Source organism: Amycolatopsis sp. NPDC034160 (assembly GCF_055575355.1).
In genome coordinates this window covers 64,362-85,264 of sequence record NZ_JBVISU010000028.1, presented here as the reverse complement: position 1 = coordinate 85,264, position 20,903 = coordinate 64,362, and the positions used below count along the sequence as shown (strand labels likewise).

General features: G+C 68.2%; 11 protein-coding genes. 7 read left to right on the top strand and 4 right to left on the bottom strand.

Features of this window, described 5'->3' with window-relative positions:
* Positions 1-48 precede the first annotated feature (48 nt).
* On the bottom strand, positions 49-1,587 hold the full coding sequence (locus ACZ54P_RS36025) for a PucR family transcriptional regulator (protein ID WP_465466086.1): 1,539 nt from the start codon (positions 1,585-1,587) through the stop codon (positions 49-51).
* A gap of 172 nt (positions 1,588-1,759) precedes the next feature.
* Here ACZ54P_RS36025 and ACZ54P_RS36020 point away from each other — a divergent pair, with 172 nt between their 5' ends.
* The 3 genes from ACZ54P_RS36020 (at position 1,760) to ACZ54P_RS36010 (ending at position 6,026) form a co-directional block, all read left to right on the top strand.
* Positions 1,760-3,328 (top strand): discoidin domain-containing protein, encoded by a 1,569-nt coding sequence (locus ACZ54P_RS36020; RefSeq protein ID WP_465466085.1) that lies wholly within the window; start codon positions 1,760-1,762, stop codon positions 3,326-3,328.
* 89 nt (positions 3,329-3,417) lie between these two features.
* The gene (locus ACZ54P_RS36015; RefSeq protein WP_465466110.1) at positions 3,418-4,977 is read left to right on the top strand and encodes a discoidin domain-containing protein; all 1,560 of its coding nucleotides are present in this window, start codon (positions 3,418-3,420) and stop codon (positions 4,975-4,977) included.
* Between the two features lie 17 nt (positions 4,978-4,994).
* Positions 4,995-6,026 carry a TolB-like translocation protein gene (locus ACZ54P_RS36010; RefSeq protein ID WP_465466084.1) on the top strand — a complete coding sequence of 344 codons (1,032 nt, stop codon included), beginning with the start codon at positions 4,995-4,997 and terminating at the stop codon, positions 6,024-6,026.
* A 275-nt stretch (positions 6,027-6,301) separates the two neighbouring features.
* Here ACZ54P_RS36010 and ACZ54P_RS36005 read toward each other — a convergent pair whose 3' ends face one another.
* Positions 6,302-9,298, bottom strand: a complete 2,997-nt coding sequence (locus ACZ54P_RS36005) for an RICIN domain-containing protein (protein WP_465466083.1) — start codon at positions 9,296-9,298, stop codon at positions 6,302-6,304.
* A gap of 398 nt (positions 9,299-9,696) precedes the next feature.
* On the opposite strand from ACZ54P_RS36005, the gene ACZ54P_RS36000 reads away from it, so the two are divergent.
* The 4 genes from ACZ54P_RS36000 (at position 9,697) to ACZ54P_RS35985 (ending at position 18,008) form a co-directional block, all read left to right on the top strand.
* Positions 9,697-10,623: a hypothetical protein gene (locus tag ACZ54P_RS36000; protein ID WP_465466082.1), complete on the top strand. Its 927-nt coding sequence runs from the start codon at positions 9,697-9,699 to the stop codon at positions 10,621-10,623.
* A gap of 305 nt (positions 10,624-10,928) precedes the next feature.
* Positions 10,929-15,230, top strand: a complete 4,302-nt coding sequence (locus ACZ54P_RS35995) for a DNA/RNA non-specific endonuclease (protein ID WP_465466081.1) — start codon at positions 10,929-10,931, stop codon at positions 15,228-15,230.
* A gap of 15 nt (positions 15,231-15,245) precedes the next feature.
* A complete protein-coding gene (locus ACZ54P_RS35990) occupies positions 15,246-15,824 on the top strand; it encodes an SMI1/KNR4 family protein (RefSeq protein WP_465466080.1) in 579 nt (192 codons plus the stop codon).
* A gap of 630 nt (positions 15,825-16,454) precedes the next feature.
* Complete coding sequence (locus ACZ54P_RS35985) at positions 16,455-18,008, top strand: sigma-70 family RNA polymerase sigma factor (protein ID WP_465466079.1); 1,554 nt, start codon at positions 16,455-16,457, stop codon at positions 18,006-18,008.
* Between the two features lie 29 nt (positions 18,009-18,037).
* Here the strand turns inward: ACZ54P_RS35985 and ACZ54P_RS35980 are convergent, their stop codons facing one another.
* Together ACZ54P_RS35980 and ACZ54P_RS35975 are read right to left on the bottom strand one after the other, a co-directional pair.
* Positions 18,038-18,814, bottom strand: coding sequence for an SDR family oxidoreductase (locus ACZ54P_RS35980; RefSeq protein WP_465466078.1), 777 nt, complete (start codon positions 18,812-18,814; stop codon positions 18,038-18,040).
* 65 nt (positions 18,815-18,879) lie between these two features.
* Entirely contained in the window at positions 18,880-20,661 is a 1,782-nt protein-coding gene (locus ACZ54P_RS35975) for an asparagine synthetase B family protein (protein ID WP_465466077.1), read from the bottom strand.
* Positions 20,662-20,903: the final 242 nt, after the last annotated feature.

The following is a 20,903-nucleotide window of genomic DNA, read 5'->3' as shown; positions in this document are numbered from 1 at the left end:
CGATTGTCCGGATCCGACAAACAGGGCGGGTGGTTTTGGCGGCGACGGTCAAGAGGCAGGGGCGGACACGGCCAGTTCGATGATCATCGCCAGCCGTTTCGCGGGCTGGTCGAGCCGGAGTTCGGTCACTTCGGTCATCTTCCGGAGCCGGTAGCGGATCGTGTTGGGGTGGACGTCCAGCCGCTCGGCCGCCTCCGCGAGATCTCCTTGTGCCTCGAGCCAGGCCCGCAGCGTCGCGACGTAGCTGGTGCCGTTCGCGCTGTCGTGCCGCCGCAACGCGGTGATCGGGCCGCGAGCCGGTGCCCGGCCGGACGCCGCGGCGGCCCGCAGCCGTTGCACCAGGATGTCGTCCCAGGCTTCGTCGTAGGCGATCGCGGATTCCGTGGCGGGCCGCACGCCGTGCAGCGCGAGGCATTCGTCGGCTTCCCGCCTGCCGGCGGGCAGCTCCGCGGACGTCGCGCCTGCCCCGATCCCGGCCAGCATCGTCACCTGCCGGGGCAGCGCCTCCCGGATCGAACTGACCCACGCCCTGGCGGCCTCTACGTCGTCCCCGGGCAGGACGGTGTAGACGGTGTTGCTGAACAAGGTGCTGCGACCCGCCCGTGACCAGCCGAAACCGGTGGTCGCCCGCTCGAACGCGAGCAGGAGCGCGGCATGGCGTTCGTCGCCGATATGGGCCTGCAGCGCGATCACCCGGAACCGGCCTGGAGGGAGGCCGAGCCTGCTGAGCACCGCCGCGGCGTCCGGTGTGCCCTCCACCAGCCGGATCACCAGATCGGATTCGACCTGCCGCTCCAGGTCCGCGCTCGCCCGGGAGCGCAGCAGGTGCAGGCCCACCGTGCGTGAACTGTCCCGCAGGACCGCACACCGGGCCTCGGTCAGCGGCCGGTCGCATTCCACCCAGATCGAGCCCAGCATCTCCCGGCCCGCGCGGACCGCGACGACCATGCGCCCGGTCAGCCCGTGTTCGGGATCGGCCTCGACGAACAGCGGCTCATCGGAGGCGGCGAGGTGCCCGAACACACCACGCCGCTCGAACAGCTCGCGGACCGGTTCGGGAACGCGCCTGCCGAGGATCGTCTCCAGCCGTGCCCGGTCGGCCAGGTGCTGGCGGCTGGAGTAGGCGAGGACCCTGGAGAGCCGGTCTTCGATGGTCACCGCGCTGCCGAGTGCGTCCGCCAAGCTGTCGGCCAGCGCGAACAGGTCAGTCGGCCCGCGGCCTGACTCGGTCTCGCGCCCTTCCAGTACGAGCCCGTAGACCACGCCGGCGAGCTGGCCCCACGACACGTCCGGTTCGACCAGCAGCACCGCGACACCGCCGCGCTCCGCATGTTCGGTCGCCTCCGGGTCCGGCGGCGCCGATCCTCGGACCAGGACGACCGACGCGTGTGCCGCGGCGGCCAGGCCCACGGCCGTCGTGACGGAGTCCGTGCCGACGGCGAGATAGACGTCCCCGCGCAGGTCACGTGGATCGGCGGCGTCGTGCATCACCACGTCGCGCAAGGCCGCCTCGCGCGATATCGGGCAGCACCACAGTCGCGCCCCGTATCCACCCAGGACGTTCACGAGCCGATCCAGCGTCACCATGGTCGCGACCTTGCCATCAAATGGTGCCGGACTCGACGCGTTCACCCGTTGACTGTGAGTTTAAGAACCTTTTACACTGCGATAGTTAGGAAACTTACTTAACGAACGCGACCCGGCTGACGACGCCGCCCACCGCCGGTACTCGCCGACTCCGCAACGTCGAGGAGTTCGCATGAAACGGAGAACACCCCTGGCCGGGGTCGCGGTGGCGGCTCTGGTCCTGCTGGGGCAGACACTCATCTCTTCAGGTACCGCCGCGCAAGCGGAATCCCTGCTGTCCGCGGGGAAACCGACCACGACCTCGTCGGTCGAGGGCACCGGCTTCGAGGGCGGCAACGCCGTCGACGGCAGTACGACGACCCGGTGGGCGAGCGAGGAGGGGGTGGATCCGCAGTGGATCGCCGTCGACCTCGGCGGCACCGCGACCATCACCAAGGTCAGACTGAACTGGGAAGCCGCCTACGCCAAGACCTACAAGATCCAGGGCTCGGCCGACGGCAGGACCTGGACCGACATCAAGTCGGTGGTCGGCGGTGACGGCGGCATCGACGAGCACCTCGGTCTCAACGCGTCCGCGCGCCACATCCGTGTCCACGGTACGGCCCGCGGCACGACCTATGGCTATTCACTGTGGGAGCTGGGAATCTACGGTGACTCCGTCGGCGGCGGCGACACCCAGGCGCCGACGGTACCCACCGGACTCGCCGCGACGGCGACCACCGCGGACAGTGTCACCCTTCGCTGGACCGCGTCCACTGACAACATCGGGGTCGCCGGGTACGAGGTGCTCCGCGACGGGAACGTCGTCGGAACCACTGCGACGACCACCTACACCGACAGTGGCCTGGCGTCCGGAGTGGAATTCGGCTACTCCGTGCGGGCTCGGGACGCGGCGGGCAACGTCTCCGCGGCGAGTCCGGTGGTCAGGGCCAAAACCCAGCCCGGCGGCACCGGCCCCGTCACCCTCGCGCTCGCGGGTGACATCGCCAACCCCGAACTTTTCTCCACCCACCAGGGGACAGCGAACCAGGTCGCCAGGATCAACCCGCAGTACGTGCTGACCGTCGGCGACAACCAGTACCACAAGGGCACCATCTCCGAGTACCGCTCCCACTACGACAAGACGTGGGGCAAGTTCAAGAGCATCACCAAGCCCACGACGGGAAACCACGAATGGGACGACCAGCTCAGGGGCTATAAGGAGTACTTCGGCGCGATCGCGTACCCGCAGGGCCTGCCGTACTACAGCTACGACATCGGTGATTTCCACTTCGTCGCGATGGACTCGAACCCGATCTACACCGGCGGTGGCTCCGAGCAGGTGACCTGGCTGCGCAACGACCTGGCGAAGAACACGAAGTCCTGCGTCATCGGGTACTGGCACCATCCGCGCTTCAACTCGGGGAACTCCGGTGACAAGAAGCAGATGGCGCCCCTGTGGAACGAGATGGCCGCCGCGAAGGCGGACATGGTGATCGCCGGGCACGATCACCACTACGAGCGGACGAAGCCGCTGGACGTCAACGGACACGTCGACGAGGCCAACGGGGTGCGATCGGTCATCGCCGGTATCGGCGGCGACTACCTCTACAGCGACTACCGGGCGCGCGAAGGGGTCGAGAAGATCCTCGCCAAGCACGGCGTGATGAAGCTGATGCTGAACGGGAAGTCCTACTCCTGGGAAATCCACGACACGAACGGGAATGTGCTCGACAAGGCGGGCCCGTACACCTGCCGCTGATCACCCGTGGTCCGGTGCCGTCCGCGGCACCGGACCCGGTCTGTTGTCCACGACGACGTAGGCCTCATCCAGGAGTACAGGTGAATCGAATGGTGAAGCCGGGCATCGCCGCGATCGCGGCGATCGTCCTGCTCGCTCAGCCCGTGACCGCTTCCAGCGCCACGGCCGGACCGGTGGAATCACTGCTGTCGGTCGGCAAACGCACCACCACCTCCACCGTCGAGAACGAGAGCTTCAGCGGCGCGCTCGCCGTCGACGGCGATTCGACGACCCGCTGGGCGAGCCTGGAGGGCGATCCACAGTGGATCGCGATCGACCTCGGCGGACCCGCGGACCTCAGCGGGGTCAAGGTCTTCTGGGAATCGGCCCACGCCAAGGACTACGAGGTCCAGGTTTCCGACGACGGCCAGAACTGGCGCGCGGTCAAGACCGTCATGGGCAGTGACGGCGGCATCGACGAGTTCACCGGCCTGAACACCTCCGCGCGGCACGTCCGGATCTTCGGTACGGCGCGGGCGACCGTGTACGGGTACTCGCTGTGGGAACTGGAGGTCTACGGCGTCCGCACCGGCGACGGTGACATCCAGCCACCGTCGGTGCCGACCGGCCTCCGGCAGAGGTCGTCCACCACCGAAAGCATCACGCTCGGCTGGACTCCGGCGAACGACAACGTCGGTGTCGTCGAATACGAAGTACTGCGCAACGGCAATGTCGTCGGCCGGTCCCCGGTGACGTCCTACACCGACACGTCGCTGGCGTCCGGCTTCGACTTCCAGTACGCGGTGCGGGCGCGAGACGCGGCGGGGAACCTGTCCGGATCGACCGTGCCGGTGAAGGCGGCCACCCGGCCATCGGCCTCCGACGGCATCGTCATCGCGCTCGCCGGCGACATCGCCAAACCCGAGCTGCCGTCCGAGCACCAGCGGACGGCCGAGCTGGTGAGCAGGATCAAACCGCGATACGTGCTGACGGTCGGCGACAACCAGTACGTCGACGGCACCATCGAGGAGTTCCGGTCCTACTACGACAAGACCTGGGGCGAGTTCAAGAAGATCACCAAACCCACGCCGGGCAACCACGAATGGAACAACGACCTGACGGGATACCTGCAGTACTTCGGGAAGATCGCGGCACCCAAGGGAAAGCCGTACTACAGCTTCGACGTCGGTGACTTCCACTTCGTCGCGCTCGATTCGGACCCTGTGTACAACGGGGGCGGCGCCGAACAGATCGCTTGGCTGCGCAAGGACCTCGCGAGGACCAAGAAATCCTGTATCGCCGGATATTGGCACCACCCGCGCTTTAACTCCGGGAACTCCGGAGACGCGAAGAGCATCGCTCCATTGTGGAACGAGCTGGCCAAGGCGAAGGCGGACGTCGTGTTCGCCGGGCACGATCACCACTACGAGCGGACGAAGCCGCTGGACGTCAACGGACACGTCGACGAGGCCAAGGGGGTGCGATCGGTCATCGCCGGTATCGGCGGCGACAGCCTTTACCTCGATTACAAGGCCCGAGAAGGCGTCGAGAAGATCCTGGGCAAGCACGGGGTGATGAAGCTGGTGCTCAAGGGAAAGAGTTATTCCTGGGAGATCATCGGCACCAACGGGGAGCTGCTCGACAAGGCGGGACCGTTCCGCTGCCGATGACGGCGCAAGGAGACAGGGTGAAGCTTCCGGTGAAGTTCGTCGTGGCGCTGGCGGGTGTCGCCGCCCTCGCCGCCGCCTCGGCGGTGTACGTGGTGCAGGCCAAGGCGAACAGCCCCGAGCGGCGGGCGGCCGACGCGGCGGTCGCGGTGGACTCCTCGCGGCCGGTCGTGCTGGGGGAGCAGGGGAGGCTGCTGTTCCGCAACGAGGCGCCGGGGCCGGGCTACGGCAACGTCGCCTCGGTCCCCGGCTCCGATCCCGGCGGGCCACGACGGATCAGTTCGCTGGCTTGCGAGCGGTTCTTCGCGGCCGCGGACCGCGGCCTGTGCCTGGCGAAGGAACCCACGCCGATGCCCGGCGCGGTCGCCCGGTTCGTCGATCCCGCGCTCGGCGAGGTGAAGCGGGTGGACGTCCCGGGAATCCCCAATCGGGCCAAGTTGTCGCCCGGCGGCCGGATGGGAAGCTGGACCACGTTCGTCACCGGTGACTCCTACTCCAAGCCCGGCACCTTCTCGACCCGGACGGCCATCATGGACCGCGAGCGCAACGAGCTGTCGAGCAACATCGAGGGCATCCCGCTCCGGATCGGGGACGTGCCCCAGCGTGGGGAAGACGTCAACTACTGGGGTGTCACCTTCGCCGCCGACGAGCGGACGTTCTTCGCCACGGTCGCCACCGGTGGGCGAACGTATCTGGCGCGGGGCGACAACGAGGCCTGGAACGCCCACACGCTGCGGGAGAACGCGGAATGCCCGTCGTTGTCGCCGGACGGCACGAAACTCGCGTTCAAGAAACGGGTGGCGGACGGCGACGTCCAGCCGTGGCGGGAGCATGTGCTGGACCTGGCGACCATGCGCGAGACCCCGCTCGCGGAGACGCGCAGTGTGGACGATCAGGTGGTCTGGCTCGACAACGACACGATCGCCTACGGCCTGCCACGCGGGAACGGGAAGGAGAGCGACATCTGGTCCGTGCCCGCGGACGGCAGCGGCGCGGCGCGGCTGCTGGTCCCCCTTGCCTCGTCGCCATCGGTCACCACGGCCGCGCGATGAGCTCAGGCGCTGTCCGGGGCGAACCTGCCGCCCTCGCCGTGCCGTGAAGGACCCCGTCCCCAGTACATGATGGCCCCATTCCTTGCGCTCAGCGCAAGGAATGGGGCCATCATGTACTTCCCGCAAGCAAGGCCGCAGGCCACGGGCAGGTACCTAAGAGCGGGTTCGCCAGAACTCGAATCGCCACCCACGACCACGCACGACGGCCGCGACCCGATACCGGGGCCGCGGCCGTCGTCGTTCACACCTCGATTCTCACGAAACGCGGCGTTCGATCAGCGGGGGTAGACGGTCCACCGCTGATGTACTTGCCCGCTGTCCACCTGCTGGATCACGGCGGTGGCGTTGGGGTCCTGGGCACCGGCCGCTTCGACGATCTTCGCCGAATGCACGCTGCGCAGGGCAACCGAACCGTCCGCGGTCGTGGTGAACTCCCACTGCTGCGTCGACCCGTAGTGGCACTGGTACTGGACGATCGGGTTTCCGTTGCTCAGCTCGCCGTAACGCAGGTCCAGGCACTTGCCGGAGTGGCGGTTCTTCAGCGCGTAGACGTTGTTCCCGAGATGGGTCACGTCCCACAGCTGCTTGACGCCGCCGACACAGTCCCACAGCTCCATGCCGGCGAGGTCGTTCAGCGCACCTTCCCCGATGAGCCCCGCCGTCTGGATGCAGCGGCCCGACTTGGCGCCCCTGAGTTCGACGGTGTTGTGGGGAACGGCGGCGACGCGGTAGGCGATGGTTCCGCCGTTCTCGCTGCTCCAGTCGATCCGGCCGTTCTGGAACACGCTGCGCTTGCCCAGCGGCAGACCGGCCTCGTCCGACTTCGGGTAGCCCAGGTACGACCGCTCCGCGCCCATCGCCTTGTACTTCAGGCTGATGTTCCCGAAGACCATCCGGGCACCGGTGCTCGGATGCCAATAGATCGAGCTGGAACCGATCGAGAAGTCGGCTACCCTGCCCACACCGTCCAAAGTGGCCCGGATGTCGCCCGTCGGGTACCCGAGGGAACCGGTCTCGTAGCCGTACTCGGCGAACTTCCGGTGGATGTCCCCGTTGATCGCGACGGTGCCGTTGCGCGTGAGGTAGATCGAACCCGCCGTGAAGCGCTGCATGGGGCTGCCGTCCGGACCGAAGGTGCCGGCGTCGGCTGCGGGATAACCCATCCCCGCCTCGAAGCCCATGGCGGCGAACTTCCGGTGGATCTCGCCCTTGACCTGCCGGATGGCACTCCCTGGCACGTAGTAGATGGTGCCGGTGACGAAACGGCTGTGGCGGACGTTCGTGCCGCTGACCGTTGCCTCGTCGGCGACCGGGTAGCCGTACGGACCGGTTTCGCCGCCCGACGCCATCCAGATGTCGCCGATCATGCCGAAGACGATGCGGGCGCCCGTCGACGCGCTCCAGACGATGTGAAGATTCTGCCCGCCCATCGTCGGCTTGACGATCCGGAGCACCTGACCGTTGTTGTCCTTGGTCGGTACCTGGTCGGTCATCGCGCCGCCGACCCCGGACGGGCCGCCCAGCGCGAGGAGCTTGTCGAGGACCGGTCCGTTGTAGACCACCTGCACCGCGATGCGCTGGTTGGTGCCGTCATTGCCCGCGGTGAGGTAGAGCCTGCCGTTGTCGTACACCCGGTGGCCCAAGGTGACCCCGTTGGCGGTTCCTCCGGGAACGAAGTCACCGACGGGCTTGCCGAGCTTGTCGCGCAACGGCTTCTCCGCGGCATAACGCCGGTCGATCGGATGCGGTGCCTGAGGGGCTTCGGCGTGCCACTTCGTCGCGATACCGTAGGAGTCGTCGTCGATCGCACCGGTGACGAACAGGTACTTGCTCGAACTACGCGACGGACGGATGGAGACGCTGGACGCGTCACCGCGCACGCACCAGGTGGCGTCGCCCTTGTACGCGCTCGAGCCGTCGCTCGGGTCGGAGTAGGCCGTCACCCGCTGGGACTGCGGGGGAATGAACGCCGCGTTGGCCGCCGAGGATGCTCCCGAACGCCAGCGCAGGTAGTGATTGGGCCGGCTGACCGACTGGAACGAGAAGCATTCCGGATTGCTCAGGCCCGGCTCGATCCGCCACTGCGCTTCCGGCCGATTGCCCGGCTGCCACTGTTCGAGGACGATGTCGCCGTTGCGATCGGTGAGGTAGACGTCGATGCCGCTGCGCGCGTCGACGCGCAGGGTCTGGACCAGGTTCTCGTACTGGCCGGTCCGGAGGAACTTCTCGCGGTCGCTGCGCTTGGCGGCGAGGGCCGCGTCGGCCGCCGCGACGAGTGCGGGCCGGATCAGCTGGTTCGCCGCGCGGGTGCGCAGTTCGGTGATCTGGCGGATGTACTCCTGATCGCGTTTGTTCAGCTCGTTCACGATGTCGCGCAGGTGCGCTTCCTCGGCGCCCTGGTTGATGAAGAAGGTCCAGTCGGCGGGGTCGAGGCTGCCGACGGCGTCTTCGGCGGCGCCGTGCACCTCGGTGTCACGGGGCACGGACTTCCAGATTTCGACGACGAAGTCCCGGTCCTTCAGGTTGATCAGGTACTCCAGTCGCGTCTGGGGCACGGATCCCAGCGTGTGCGACACGGCGTTCGCCTTGGCGGCTTTCGCCCGCTCGGCGGCCTTGGCCGCTTCGTCCTTGGTGGCGTCGTCCTGGATCACCCGATCCACGTCTTTCCTGTGCTCCACGAAGAGCCCGACAGTCAAGAAGCGCCACTGGTCGTCCGCGGTACCCCGCAGGGCGGCGCGTGCGGCTTCTTTGACCGCCATGTCCTTGTAGCCGTCGGCGTTGAGGTCCAGGTGGACGATGAAGTCGAAGATCGACTTGGCCAGGACGGTGTTGTCGGCGGGGATGCTCAGGGTCGAGGCGGCCAGCGCCTTGGCGGCGCGTTCCTGTTCCTGCTGTTGCCGTCGCTCGGTGACGATCTTCTCGTCTTCCCGGTGCGCGTCGTGGATGCCGACCTTGATCCACTGGGTGGACGTCGCCTCGCCGTCGGCGGCGAGGGCGGCGATGGCCGTCTCCTTGAGCTTCTGGTGCTCCGGTTCGAGGGGGTGCTGCTTGTCGATGTCGTCGGCCGCGTAGTACATCGCGGCGACGAAGCCCCGGTCGCTGAGAACCAGCAGATCGGGTCCGGCGACGATCTTCAACACGGCGGCGGCGTTGCCCTTGTCGATATCCGTGGACTGCGCCGCGGCCGAGGGTGCCGATTGTGGCGCGGCGACGGCCGTGGCGGGCATCGCGACATTGGCCGCCGTCGCGACGATCGCGGTGGCGACGATCAATCTTTTGATAACCCCTCTTCGCCGTGCCGATGGCACGCCGGAGGGACCCCAGTATCCGTTCAAGACATCCTCTCCCTGAATAAAGCACACGAGGCCGGAATTCGGTCTCCATCGCGCGTGCGATCAGGAGATCAGGTCACGACAAAAAAGGACCGCGACTGTGACGTGGATCACGTCCTTTACGGGTGTTGTGCCCATGTGCCATAGTCGTCTTCTGCGTGCGTAGGCACGCATTTCTGGGGTCTGGGGTTCTGGGGATGAGACTTCGTGTAATGATCGGCGCCCTCATGCTGTCGATCATCGGGATAAGCGCCAATGTCGCTACGGCGAATGGAGTAACAGGAACGGCCAAAAGTTCTAATGTCCCGGGTATCGAGAATTCGATTTACTATCCGATCGTGCGGCAAAACGCCCTGTACCACTCGGAAGACCTGGTCAGGGTGGCGGCATGGCAGGCGCTGCGCTCGGGCGAAGGTGAGCCGGCACTGCGGGAGTTCGTCCGGAACGGGTTCTCCGCGGCCAGGAAGCGCGCCGAGGACTACCACGCGCGCAACAAGGAGTTCGCGCGCCGGGTCATGAACAACTACAGCGCGCAGTATTCGCCGAACGTGCACGCCGAGGCCACGGCTGCGTACAAGGGCACCTCCGCTCAGCAAGAGCAGTTCTTTCGAACAGGTTTCGCTGCGGCGAAGGCGCTCGACGACGCCGCCCGCGAGGCTGATGAGCAGCACAAACAGCAAATTCTCGACGAGGATCGCGCGTTCGTGCGCTTGCTGGCGGAGTTCGATCCGGGCGAGCAGGTGCGCTTGGCCGCGCAGTACGCGTTGCGCGCCGGGGGCACGGACAGTCACCTCCGGGCGTTCTTCGCCTCCGAGTGGATGGCGGCGTCCGCCACGGACATCGAGATCTTCCGGATCCGCACCCAGGAGGCCGGAGTCCGCTTCTACGCCCTGATCCCGCAACTGATCGCCGATGCCGAGGAAGCCGAGCGCGAGGCGCTCGCGGCCGAAGGCGCGGCAGCGGAACAGGCTCGTGCCGTCGCGGCTCGCGCCTGGGCTACCACCAGGGAAAAGGCCGATGAGGCCCGGGCGGTCTGGGAGAGTGAGGCGCTGGCCTGCGCCGAGCAGGCGCGGTACTGGCGGACGGTGATCGAGCGAGCCAACGCCAGTGTCGACCCGGTGTGGGCGATGATCGCCGCCAAGGCGGACAAGAACCGGGGCAACTGGACCGCTGACGGCACTTTCGCGGACGGGCAGACCCAGTACTGGGCGAGTGTCGAAAGGCATGCGAAAGAACATCGGGACCAGATGTCTCCCGCAGGCTGAAAACGGGTAACTCTTCACTTGTCGCCGAATTTCGTCTTCAGCGTCATCGAAAGACGTTTCGGCATTCAGCATCAACCGCAAATCAGATTATTTCCGATAAGCGGGACGAGGTAGCGCGCTGACGCTCGTCCCGCTTACTCCGGTGCCCGGAAAACGTTTCCACATTCTTCCGGTGCGCGATTTTGCTGATTTGACGACCTTTCGACTACTGGGTTTCGACTACTGGGGAGTGGTGTGCCATGACGAGGAAGACTCGACGCGTAAGACGGGGACGGCCGGCCTCGAGATGGTGTCGTGGCGCGGTCGTGCTGACCGTGTCCACGGCCTTGGTCGTCTCGGGGGCGGGGTTGGAGATCGCCTCGGCAGCGCCCGCGATACCGGTGGTCGCGACCACCGGGCAGGCGGCCGCTCAGCCACCGGTCCCGGCGGGGCCGCCGGCCCAGACGGCGGTGAACGATCCGGAAGAGGAAGCGCTTCTGCGGCAGCTGCAGCTGGATCTGCTCGCCGACATCGCGGCACTGGACGAGGACGAGGAAGTCCGGGTGGCGGCCCGGGAGGCCCGGGCGAAGGCCGAAGCCGGTGACGGCGCGGCCATCTCGGCGTTCTTCGATCATGGGCATCAGGAAGCCAAAACGCGGGCTAAACAGCGTAAGGAAGAGGCGGACAACCGCAACCGCAAGGTGATCGAGTCGCTGGTGGGTACCGGTGGACCGGCCTTCAACGCCGCCGTCGACCGCGCGCTGCGGGGCAACGCCTACGACCGCGTGAACTTCCTGGCCTTCGGTCGGGACATCGCCGCGGAACAGGACCGCCGGGCCGGGGCGTATGAGAAGGAGCTCCGCGACCGGCGGCGGGGGCATGTGCAGATCGCCGCGGACCGGGGGACGCCGGAGGTCTCCGCGGCCGCCAAAACGGCGCTGGCCCAGGGTGACGCCGCGATCGAGGAATACCTCAAGACCGGCTACCTGGCCGCGGCCAAGCGCGACGCGGACGCCCGTGAACGGCAGCTCGCCGACCTGGAGAAGCAGCGCAAGGAAGCCGAAGCGAACTCGGAGCTGGCGCAACGGATCGCGCGGGTCATGCGGGCGCGCCAACATCTGCTGGCCGCACACGCCGACGGGGTCCGGTCGCTGGAGCGGACCGCCAACGACATGACGCTGGCGGCGAACGCGTCCCGGGAAGCGGCGCGAACGCTGGCCGCCGACCAGGCCGGGCACACCTACCATCCCGAGCTGTATCAGCGGGCGAAGGACGAGGTCGCCCGCTTCGTCCGGGACGCGCGGGCCGACGCGCAGCAGGCCCAGTCCACGGCCGCGCTGGCGAGTGCTCAAGTGGACGTCCTGGTGCAGAACCAGATGCCGCACGGCACCCAGTGGGCGAAGGTCGTCCAGGGCATGGCCGCCGCGGCGACCGCCGCGAAACAGGCCGCCGAAACCGCGGCACACGCGATCGACGCGATCTCCGCCGACGCCGCGGCCACCGACGCCGCGGAAAAGGCCGAGGCTCGGGAAGAGAACGCCCGGCGCTGGCGAGAAAACGCCCAGTCCCACGCCGCTGCGGCGGACCGGTTGGCGCAGGCGGCTCGTGAGCAGGCCGCGGCGGCCGCTCAGGCGGCGGCGCAGGCCCAGCAGGCGAAGACCGACGCGGAAACCGCGCTGCAGAACGCCAGAGCGCACGCCGCGAAGGTCAAGCAGGCGCGTACGGACGCCGAACGCGAACGTGACGTGGCCGGTGCCAAGCGGCAGGAAGCCGAGCAGTGGCGTGACCAGGCCGCGCGCAAGAGGCAGGAGGCCGAGGCGAAGCAGCAGGAAGCCGCGAGCGAGCGCGACAAGGCCAAGCGCGAAGCGGGCATCGCTCAGCAGAAACGGCAGGAGGCGGAAGCGCAGCAGAAGATCGCTTCCGAAAAGCGCGTCGCGGCCCAGGGGCAGGAACAGATCGCCGCCGACGCCGCCAAGGAGGCGCGACGTCTGGAACAGGTCGCCGGCGACATCGATACCCACGCCGGGATCGAGGAGAGCAAGGCCCATCAGGCCAGGGAAGACGCCGCCCGGGTGCGGCAGTCGGCCGAGACGACGGCGAAGAAGGCACAGGCACTCGAACAACTGGCGGCGCGGGCCGAGAGCGCGTCGGAGGTCCTTCAAGAGGACAAGCAGAAGGTGCGCGCCGCGGCGACTCAGGCGCGAACCGAAGCGAACACGGCCAGGGACGCCGCGCAGGCAGCGGACGGCCTCGCCACCCAAGCCGGGCAGGCCGCGGCGACGGCGCGTGCGGCGGCGACAGACTCGCAGGCCGCCGCGGGCCGGTCACGCGCCCACGCGGATCGGGCACTGGCCGCGGCGTCGCAGGCTCGTGCGGCGGCGCGGGAAGCCGAGGTCGCGGCGGAGAAGTCGCGTGCGGCCGCGGACGAAGCGCGGGCCGCGGCCGCACGGGCCGACGAGGCGGCGGCACGCGCCGAGCGGGAGGCAGCCGCGGTTCACGCGGAGGCGTTGAAAGCGCGCGCATCGGCGGAAGAGGCGACGGCGGCGGAATCGCGTGCCGCCGAGAACGCCCGTAACGCGGCGAACCTGGCTCAGCAGGCGGCGGTGGAGTCGGAGCGTGCCCTTGGATCCGCGCACCGGACTCAGGAGGAGGCCAACGCGGCCGCGGCGGAGGCGGCGACCGCCGCGACCCAGGCCGGGATCGCCACCCGCGCGGCCGTCGCCGCGGGGCTGTCGGGGTCCGGGATCGCCGCTCCCGCCGACCAGGCGATCAACCTGGTCAGCCCCTTCACCGGAGATGACATCGACGCCGATTTCGTGCTGATCGTGGCCAACCGCGCCAAGGACGTCGGTGACACCCAGGTGCGGGCCGCGCAGGCCGCCGCGACCGACGCGGCGGCTCAGGCGGACCGCGCGGCAGAGGCGGCCAGAAACGCCGGGCTCGAAGTGAAGCCCGCGTTCGAGGCGGCGGCCGCAGCCGCCACCTCGGCGGCCGACGCGGCACGCTCCGCGGCGGCGGCCCAGCAGTCCGCGGCAGCCGCGGCCGTATCCGCCGCAGCCGCCAGGAAGGCGTCGGCCGAGGCCGACGTCGTCGACGCCGACGCGCAGGCCGACGCCAAGGCGGCACGTGCGGCGGCCGACCAGGCCGCGGCGGACGCGGCGTTGGCCGGCCGGGCGGCGGACAAGGCGGCGGCGGACGCGGCAGCGGCGCGGAAGGCCGCCGACGACGCCACTCGCGCGGCGAACGAAGCCGTCGCCGCGGCCGACCGGGCACAGCAAGCGGCGGCCGCGGCTCAGCAGGCGGCGGCGCAGGCCCAGCGGGACGCGGACGCGGCCCGCGAGTCCGCGAACCGGGCCGCGGACTACGCCCGGGACGCCGATTCCGCGGCCACCAACGCGGAGAAGTACGCGAAGAACGTGGAGGACAGGGCAGCGAACGCCGAAGCGGATGCCAAGGCGATCCAGGACCAGCTCGCCGAGATGCAGGAGCAGCTCCGGCAGGAGGAAGAAGCACGGGAACGTGCGGAGGCCGAACAGGCCATCACTGACGACAGCGAGGTCCCCGCGCTGACGCAGGAGGAAGAAGAGCTGCTGCGCGCGGAGAAAGGCCAGGCGGGTGTCGACGAGTACAACCGTGCCCGCGCCGACGCGAACAAGGACCTGATGGGCCTGATCGTCGACGAGGGCGGGCAGGTCATCCTGGACCTGATCGGCTACACCGACGCGAAGCGCTGCTTCATGGAAGGCGACTTCATCTCCTGCGTGATGACCGTCATCAACGCGTTGCCGATCCTCAAGATCGCCTCGGTGCTGCGGAAGATCCCGGACGCGGTCAATGCCACCGTGCGGATCGTGAAGGGCATCCGCACCTTCAAGGACGTCAAGATGGTCGGCCGTCGCATCGCCGACAACCTGCGTGACCTGATCAGGCAGCTCAAGGGATGCAAGAAACCGGGCGTCGCCACCGCGGCCGCCGCCCCGCCCGTTTGCGAGGTCGTCGACCGGGAAGCGATTCGCAAGAAGGTCGAGGACGAACACAACAGCCAGCCCGCGGTCAATCCGCAACCGGGGCAGAAGCTCAGCACCATCGCCCGGCAGCGGGAAGTGGAAGGCTGCTTCAAGAGCGTGTTCCCGGCGAACATCTCCTTCAACTACCCCATGCAGGACTTCACCTGGCTCGGCAAACCGGCCAAGCGGGCGACCGGCGGCATCGTGTGTGTGAACAAGACGTCGGGGCGACACGGGGATCCGGCCACTCCGGCGGGACATCCCGATATGTCCCCGCCCAAACTGAACGGGATTCCGGTCCACAAGGGACATCTGGTCGCGGCCAGGCTGCACGGTTCCATGTCGGTGGAGAACATCGTCACCCAGTGGTCGACGGTCAACCTCTCCGATGTCAAGAAGGTCGAGAACGCGGTCGCGAACATGCTGGACCGGTATCCCAACCAGGACGTCTCGGTCATCTATGAGGTCCACGTGCAGTATTCGACCGCAACGGCCGCGATGCCGAGGTGGGTCTTCATCGAGGCGATCGCATCGAACGGTGCGAAGTGCTTCGCCAAGATCGAGAACGTCCCCACCGGTAACCTCGTGAAGGAAACCTGTCCCTCGTTCCGAGCGGCCTGACCACCAGGAGAAGAGATGACAGACGTGCCGAAACGGTCGTACGTCGAGGAGGTCTGCGAGCTCGTCGGGTGGCGGGCCGGGGACTTCCGGCCGGAGCTGGACTGGACCACCGTCGAACGCGAACTGGGGACACCGCTTCCTGGTGACTACAAGGAGCTGCTCACCCGGTTTCCTTCCGGAGGATTTCGCGACGTCATCGCCTTTTCGAACCCGGGCGAGAGCATCGAGGAGTGCGCGAACGTCAAGAGAGACAACACCGAGCTGCTGGAGATCTTCGGCGACGAGGATCTCGACTACCTCAAAGGCGTGCCGTATCGGCTGTTCCCTGAACCGGGCGGGCTCTATCCCTGGGGGACCAACGGTGCGGGGGGGACGTTCTGGTGGATCCGCGACTCGCCCGACCCGGACGAGTGGGGTGTCGCCTACAACAACCGTGACTACTGGCACGAGGCTCATCCCGGGCCGATGACGAAGGTCATCCAAGAGCTGCTGGTGAGCACCGGGGAGGACAACATCCTCGGCTGGGACATGTCCGGTAAGCCGGTGAGCTTCGATGGTCGGTGGGGAGACCGCTACGTCTCCCATCCCGGCTGAGGGTGGCCCTGCCTGCGCCTGCCTTGCGTGAGGGTGACGGTTCAGCGGATACCGGGATCGACGACGGAGGATCGGGGACGTTCAGTGTCCCCCATCCTCCGTTGATCAACCTCAGGTCGGCCAAGACCTCCGGCCTTCCCCGATCATGGCGCCCGTTTCAGGTGTTTCGCGAGGGGGTCATGAGTGTCAATGAGGGGTATGGCAAACGTGGTGTGTTCGGGCGGGGTGGTGACTTGGGTGACGTCACGCCGTACTCGCGTGCTTAGGGCCGGATCTCGCGTGCTTGGAGGCGTAACACCCGAGTGCGGGGTCCAGGCACGCGAGTTCCGTCTCTGAGCACGCGCGTTACGCCTTCCGCCCTGCGCCCGCAACCAAGACACTTTTGTCTTTCTTCTCGATAGAACCCGAATCGCCACTCACGACCCCCTCGCAGACGCTGAAGCCTTCGCAGTAGGCGCGTCGGCTCTTGGGCGAGTGCGGGCACCGTCCTGCTCCATACGGCGTAACCGGCTGCCCGCACATCGCCCAGTGCGGTATCGGCCTGATGACCGGTGGTGACGGGCGTGGCAAGGTGAGCGGAGCCCTGAACAGGGCCGAGTGGAACGCTCATCTTTGTTTGGCATCCGGAAAGTGGCGACGCCTGTGCTCGGGCACCTCGACGAACGCGACGTGGAGCGGTGGCGTGCCGGTGATGCGAACGCGATGCGCGCCGACCTCGACGACGCTCTCGGCCCGGCCGAGCAGCCGAGCCCGCTCTCCGATGCCGAACTGATCGAGGCCGTGCGCGACGGGACCGTTCAGGCGTACGGCAGCCTCTATACCCGCCACGTCCATGCCGCCCGGAATCTGGCTCTTCAGCTGGCGAAGTCGTCGTCCGACGCCGAAGACCTGGTGTCGGACGCCTTCGCGAAACTACTCATTTCCCTACGCGCGGGCGGCGGACCCGACTCCGCGTTCCGCCCCTATCTGCTCACGACCGTGCGCTACGCCGCCTACGACCGTTTCCGGCAGCAGCGCCGGCTCGAACTGGCGGACGACCTGGAAGCGGTTCCCGGCGCCGAGCGGGTCACCAGCCTGCCCTTCCGCGACACGGCGGTCGCGGGCCTGGAACGCGCATTGATCACCAGGGCGTTCGCCGACCTTCCCGAGCGCTGGCAAGACGTGTTGTGGCATACCGCGATCGAGAACCGACCGCCGGACGAGCTCGCGTCGATTTTCGGCCTCACCCCCAACGGCGTCGCCGCGCTTGCTTACCGAGCCCGCGAGGGCCTGCGCAAGGCCTATCTCCAAGCACATGTCACGGGTGATCCCGCCGAACGGTGCCAGGCCGCGGTCGGCAAACTGGGGGCGTGGACTCGTGGCGGACTGTCCCGGCGCGAATCCGTGCAGATCAATGCCCATCTGGACGAATGCGTCACCTGCCAGGCCGTCGCCACCGAACTGGCCGACGTCAACGGCGCGTTGCGGGGCATCGTCGCCCCGATCGTGCTGGGCGCGGGCGCCGCCGGTTATCTCGCCGCGACGGCCAAGGCCAGTGCGTCCGCCGTCACCGCGCCCGCCTTGCTCGGCGCGGCAGCTTCGGCTGTCGTACTCGCCGTCACCGTCGGGATCGGGACACTCGGCCCGCCGCCTCGGGCGGGGGTCCTCCCGACCGCTGCCGCTCCGCCCGCGCCCAGCAGCATCGCGGGCGCTTCGACCACGCCGACACCGGGCGGGGCGTCCGCTACCACCTTGACCGCTCCGATCTCGACCGGTGCCACAACGCCGGCCACGACCGGCCAGCCGAGCGGCACCACGCCGGTGACCACCACGGCAGCCACCGCGCCCTCGCTGGTCGGAAAGGGGCCCGACGGGTTCACGATGTCCACCGGCGGGCCACCCGCCGACTTCCCGATCACCGTCCGCAACACCGGTTCGGCACCTGCCGCGCCCATGACGGTGACACTGACCTTGCCGGACGGCGTCAAGGTGGTCGGGCCGGGAAACCCTCCGGCCGGATCGATCGGCTGCCCGGCGGGCAGCGGCATGGTGACCTGTACCGCGAAGCAGCAACTCCCACCAGGCGCTTCGGTGACGTTCGTCTTCCGTTTGCTCGCCGGACCGAAGGCCGCCGACGGCACTCTCACGGCCACCACAGGCCCGGTCCGGGTGGACGTGCCCCTCATCGTCAAGGGAAAGAAGTGACCGCTGCGCCCTGCCACCGATCCGCCGGTTCACCGCGCCGGCAGTACCCGTTCCCGCACGAATGCGGCGGTCAGGCGCCGTATCGCCTTGGCAGGGGTCAGACGAAGCACCTTCGCGTCGGTTCGGGTGGCGGCGAGCATCCTCGCCGCCAGCCACGGTGCCACCACCTCCACCGGTTCCGCGAGGACCCGGTAATACTGCCGCTGGCGCTCGCCCCGCAAGTCGTCGGTGGCGATACCCGACTCGGTCACCAGATCCGTCAGCACCAGGCCCGGATCGACCACCCCGACGCGTACCGGTGTGTGCGCCGTCTCGAGCAGCAGTGCCTGATGCAGGTAGTCGAGGGCCCGCTTCGTACATCCATACGCGGCCATTCCCCGCGAAACCCGGGCGTTGCTGCCGAAACCAAGGGTGTTCCAAACGAATCCGTGAGACTGGTTCACCATGCCCGCGATGGCCACCGCACTGCCATGCAGCGAACCGGCGAGGTTGACCGTGATCACCTCGTCGATACCCGTCGACGGTGCTTCCCAGAGCAACTGCGGGCGCATCGCGGCGCCGGCGTTGTTCACCCAGTGGTCCACGACGCCGAACGCGTCCACCGTGCGATCCCACAGACGCTGCAGATCTTCCCGGCGCGTGACGTCGGCGGCCATCCCGAGCACGCCGGGCCCGATGCTCGCTGCGGCGGCCCGCGCCGATCGCTCGTCGCGTCCACAGAGCGCCACACGCTCACCCGCCGCCACGAAGGCCTGCGCGAGCGCGTATCCGATCCCTCGGGTACCACCGGTCATGACGACAGCCATACGACACCCTTTCCTCGGCTGGTGGAGGCGGGCTGAAACCCGGATGGAGGCCGGATCCGCCGGTCTCATCCCGGCAACTGCAGATTTCTCGTTGTCAGCCAGGCGTTCAGGCGCAGCGCCAGTTCCATCTCATTACGGCTCAACCGAGGGGCGTCCGGCCCCATGGGATCGGCATGCAGCGCTTGGAGGAGGTTCTCGTCCACAAGAGGGCGAACCGGCGCGTCCGGATCCGTGTGCAGCTTGCCGACGGCGGTGCGCAACGCCCGGTCGTACCCGGCGTCTCGGGTGAGCGGATATCCGGACTTGCGACGCTCTCGCACCGAGCTGGGGAGTAAATCGCCTGCCGCGGCCCGCAGGAGGCTCTTTTCCCGGCCATCGAAGGTCTGCATCGACCAAGGGGCCGCGAAAACGTACTCGACCAGCGCCCGGTCACAGAACGGGGTGCGGATGTCGAGGCCGATGGCGGCGCCGAACCGGTGAGCTCGTTCCAACTGCTCCGGCAGGAATCGGGTCAGGAACAGCTGGACGACCCACCGCATCCTGGTGCCCGGGCGGGTATCCCGACGATCGCCGACGAACTCGTCGGCGGCCGTGCGGTACTCCTCGGCGCGGAAGCCCGGCACGTCCAGCTCGGCGAACGCCCGCCCGAAGAGCGGTTGGACGACCATGTCCGTCGTGGGTGTCCACGGGAAGTCTTCAGCCAGCGCCCATTGCGGATGATGGAACCACGGGAAGCCGCCGAAGAGCTCATCCGCGCCCTCCCCACCTAGGACAGCGCCGGCCTCTCGGCGGACCCGTTGATACAGCAAGTACATCGACGGCTCGACGTCGGCGAGGATGGTGGGCGCCTCGAGCAGGCCCGCGAGCGTGTCCCACAGATCGGTGGCGGTGAGACCGGCCGCCTCCAGGATCACGTCGGTGTGCCGGGAGCCGATGTGCGCGGCCATGTCGCGCACATACGGGCTGTCCGGTGCGGGCCGGGCGATATGGGGCTGGTAGCCGGTCTCATAGCCGGGATAGTCGACCGCGAAGGTCGCGATGGCGGCAGGCGCCTGCTGGGCGTACAGCGCGGCTAGCGTACTGGAATCCAGCCCACCGGAGAGCAAACTGGCCACTGTGCCACCGGTCGTGCGGCGCCGGACCGCCCGTGCCAGCAATTCGCGCGTCTGCCCCACGGTGGTGGCCAGGTCGTCGGAATGTCCAGCGCTGCCATCCAGCCGCCAGTGCCGACGTTCCTGATCGCCGTCGCGGCTGAACCGCAGGGCGTGTCCCGCACGAACCTCCCGGACCCCCGCATACGGGGTGTCGCCCGGCACCGCGATCCCCGCCAGCATTTGCCGCACGCCATCGGTGGTAAGCCGGGCCGGCACAGCGGGATGGTTCAGGACCGCGTCCAGGCTGGACGCGAAGACGACACCGTCAGGCGTGCGGTAGTAGTAGAGGGGCCGGGTGCCGAGTGCGTCTCGGACAAGGGTCAAGTGCTCCCGGTGGTCGTCCCAAACCGCCAGGGCGTAGTCACCATCGAGCGAGCCGGGCAGGTCGTCGGCCCCCTGTACACAAGCATCGAGCACCGGACCCGCGTCATCGTCGAACGACGCCGTGCCCGGCCCGGCGCTGCAACGGCCGAGCAAAGCGGCGACCAGCCCCGCCCGTGCGGGCCGGCCGGACGCCAAGGCACGCGATGGGCCCGGTTCGGAGGCATGCCCCCGAACCCCGATGACCGCATGCGGCCCCGCCCAGAATCGGTCGTCGCTCGACCGTGGGGCTGGCCGGGGGGCCAGCATGCGGATGGCGACCGCGCGCTCCACGACCGCGGTGAAGCAGACGTAACCTACGAGTTCGGTCATGGTCGGCCCTTCTGCCGTCGGCGCCGCCCACGCCATGCCGGGCCGTCGGACGGCCTCCGTGGAGTGGACGGAATCCGGATCTGACCCGACCACGCTCGAAGCGACGCCGAAAACTGGTCGACTCTCGGTCAGCGCCACAGGGAAAAAGGGACGGACCACCCAATCCAGGAGTTCTCGACCCATTTCCGACCGGTTGGTCCCTATCGTTGCCCCCCAACAAACCATCGCAGGGGGACATCGTG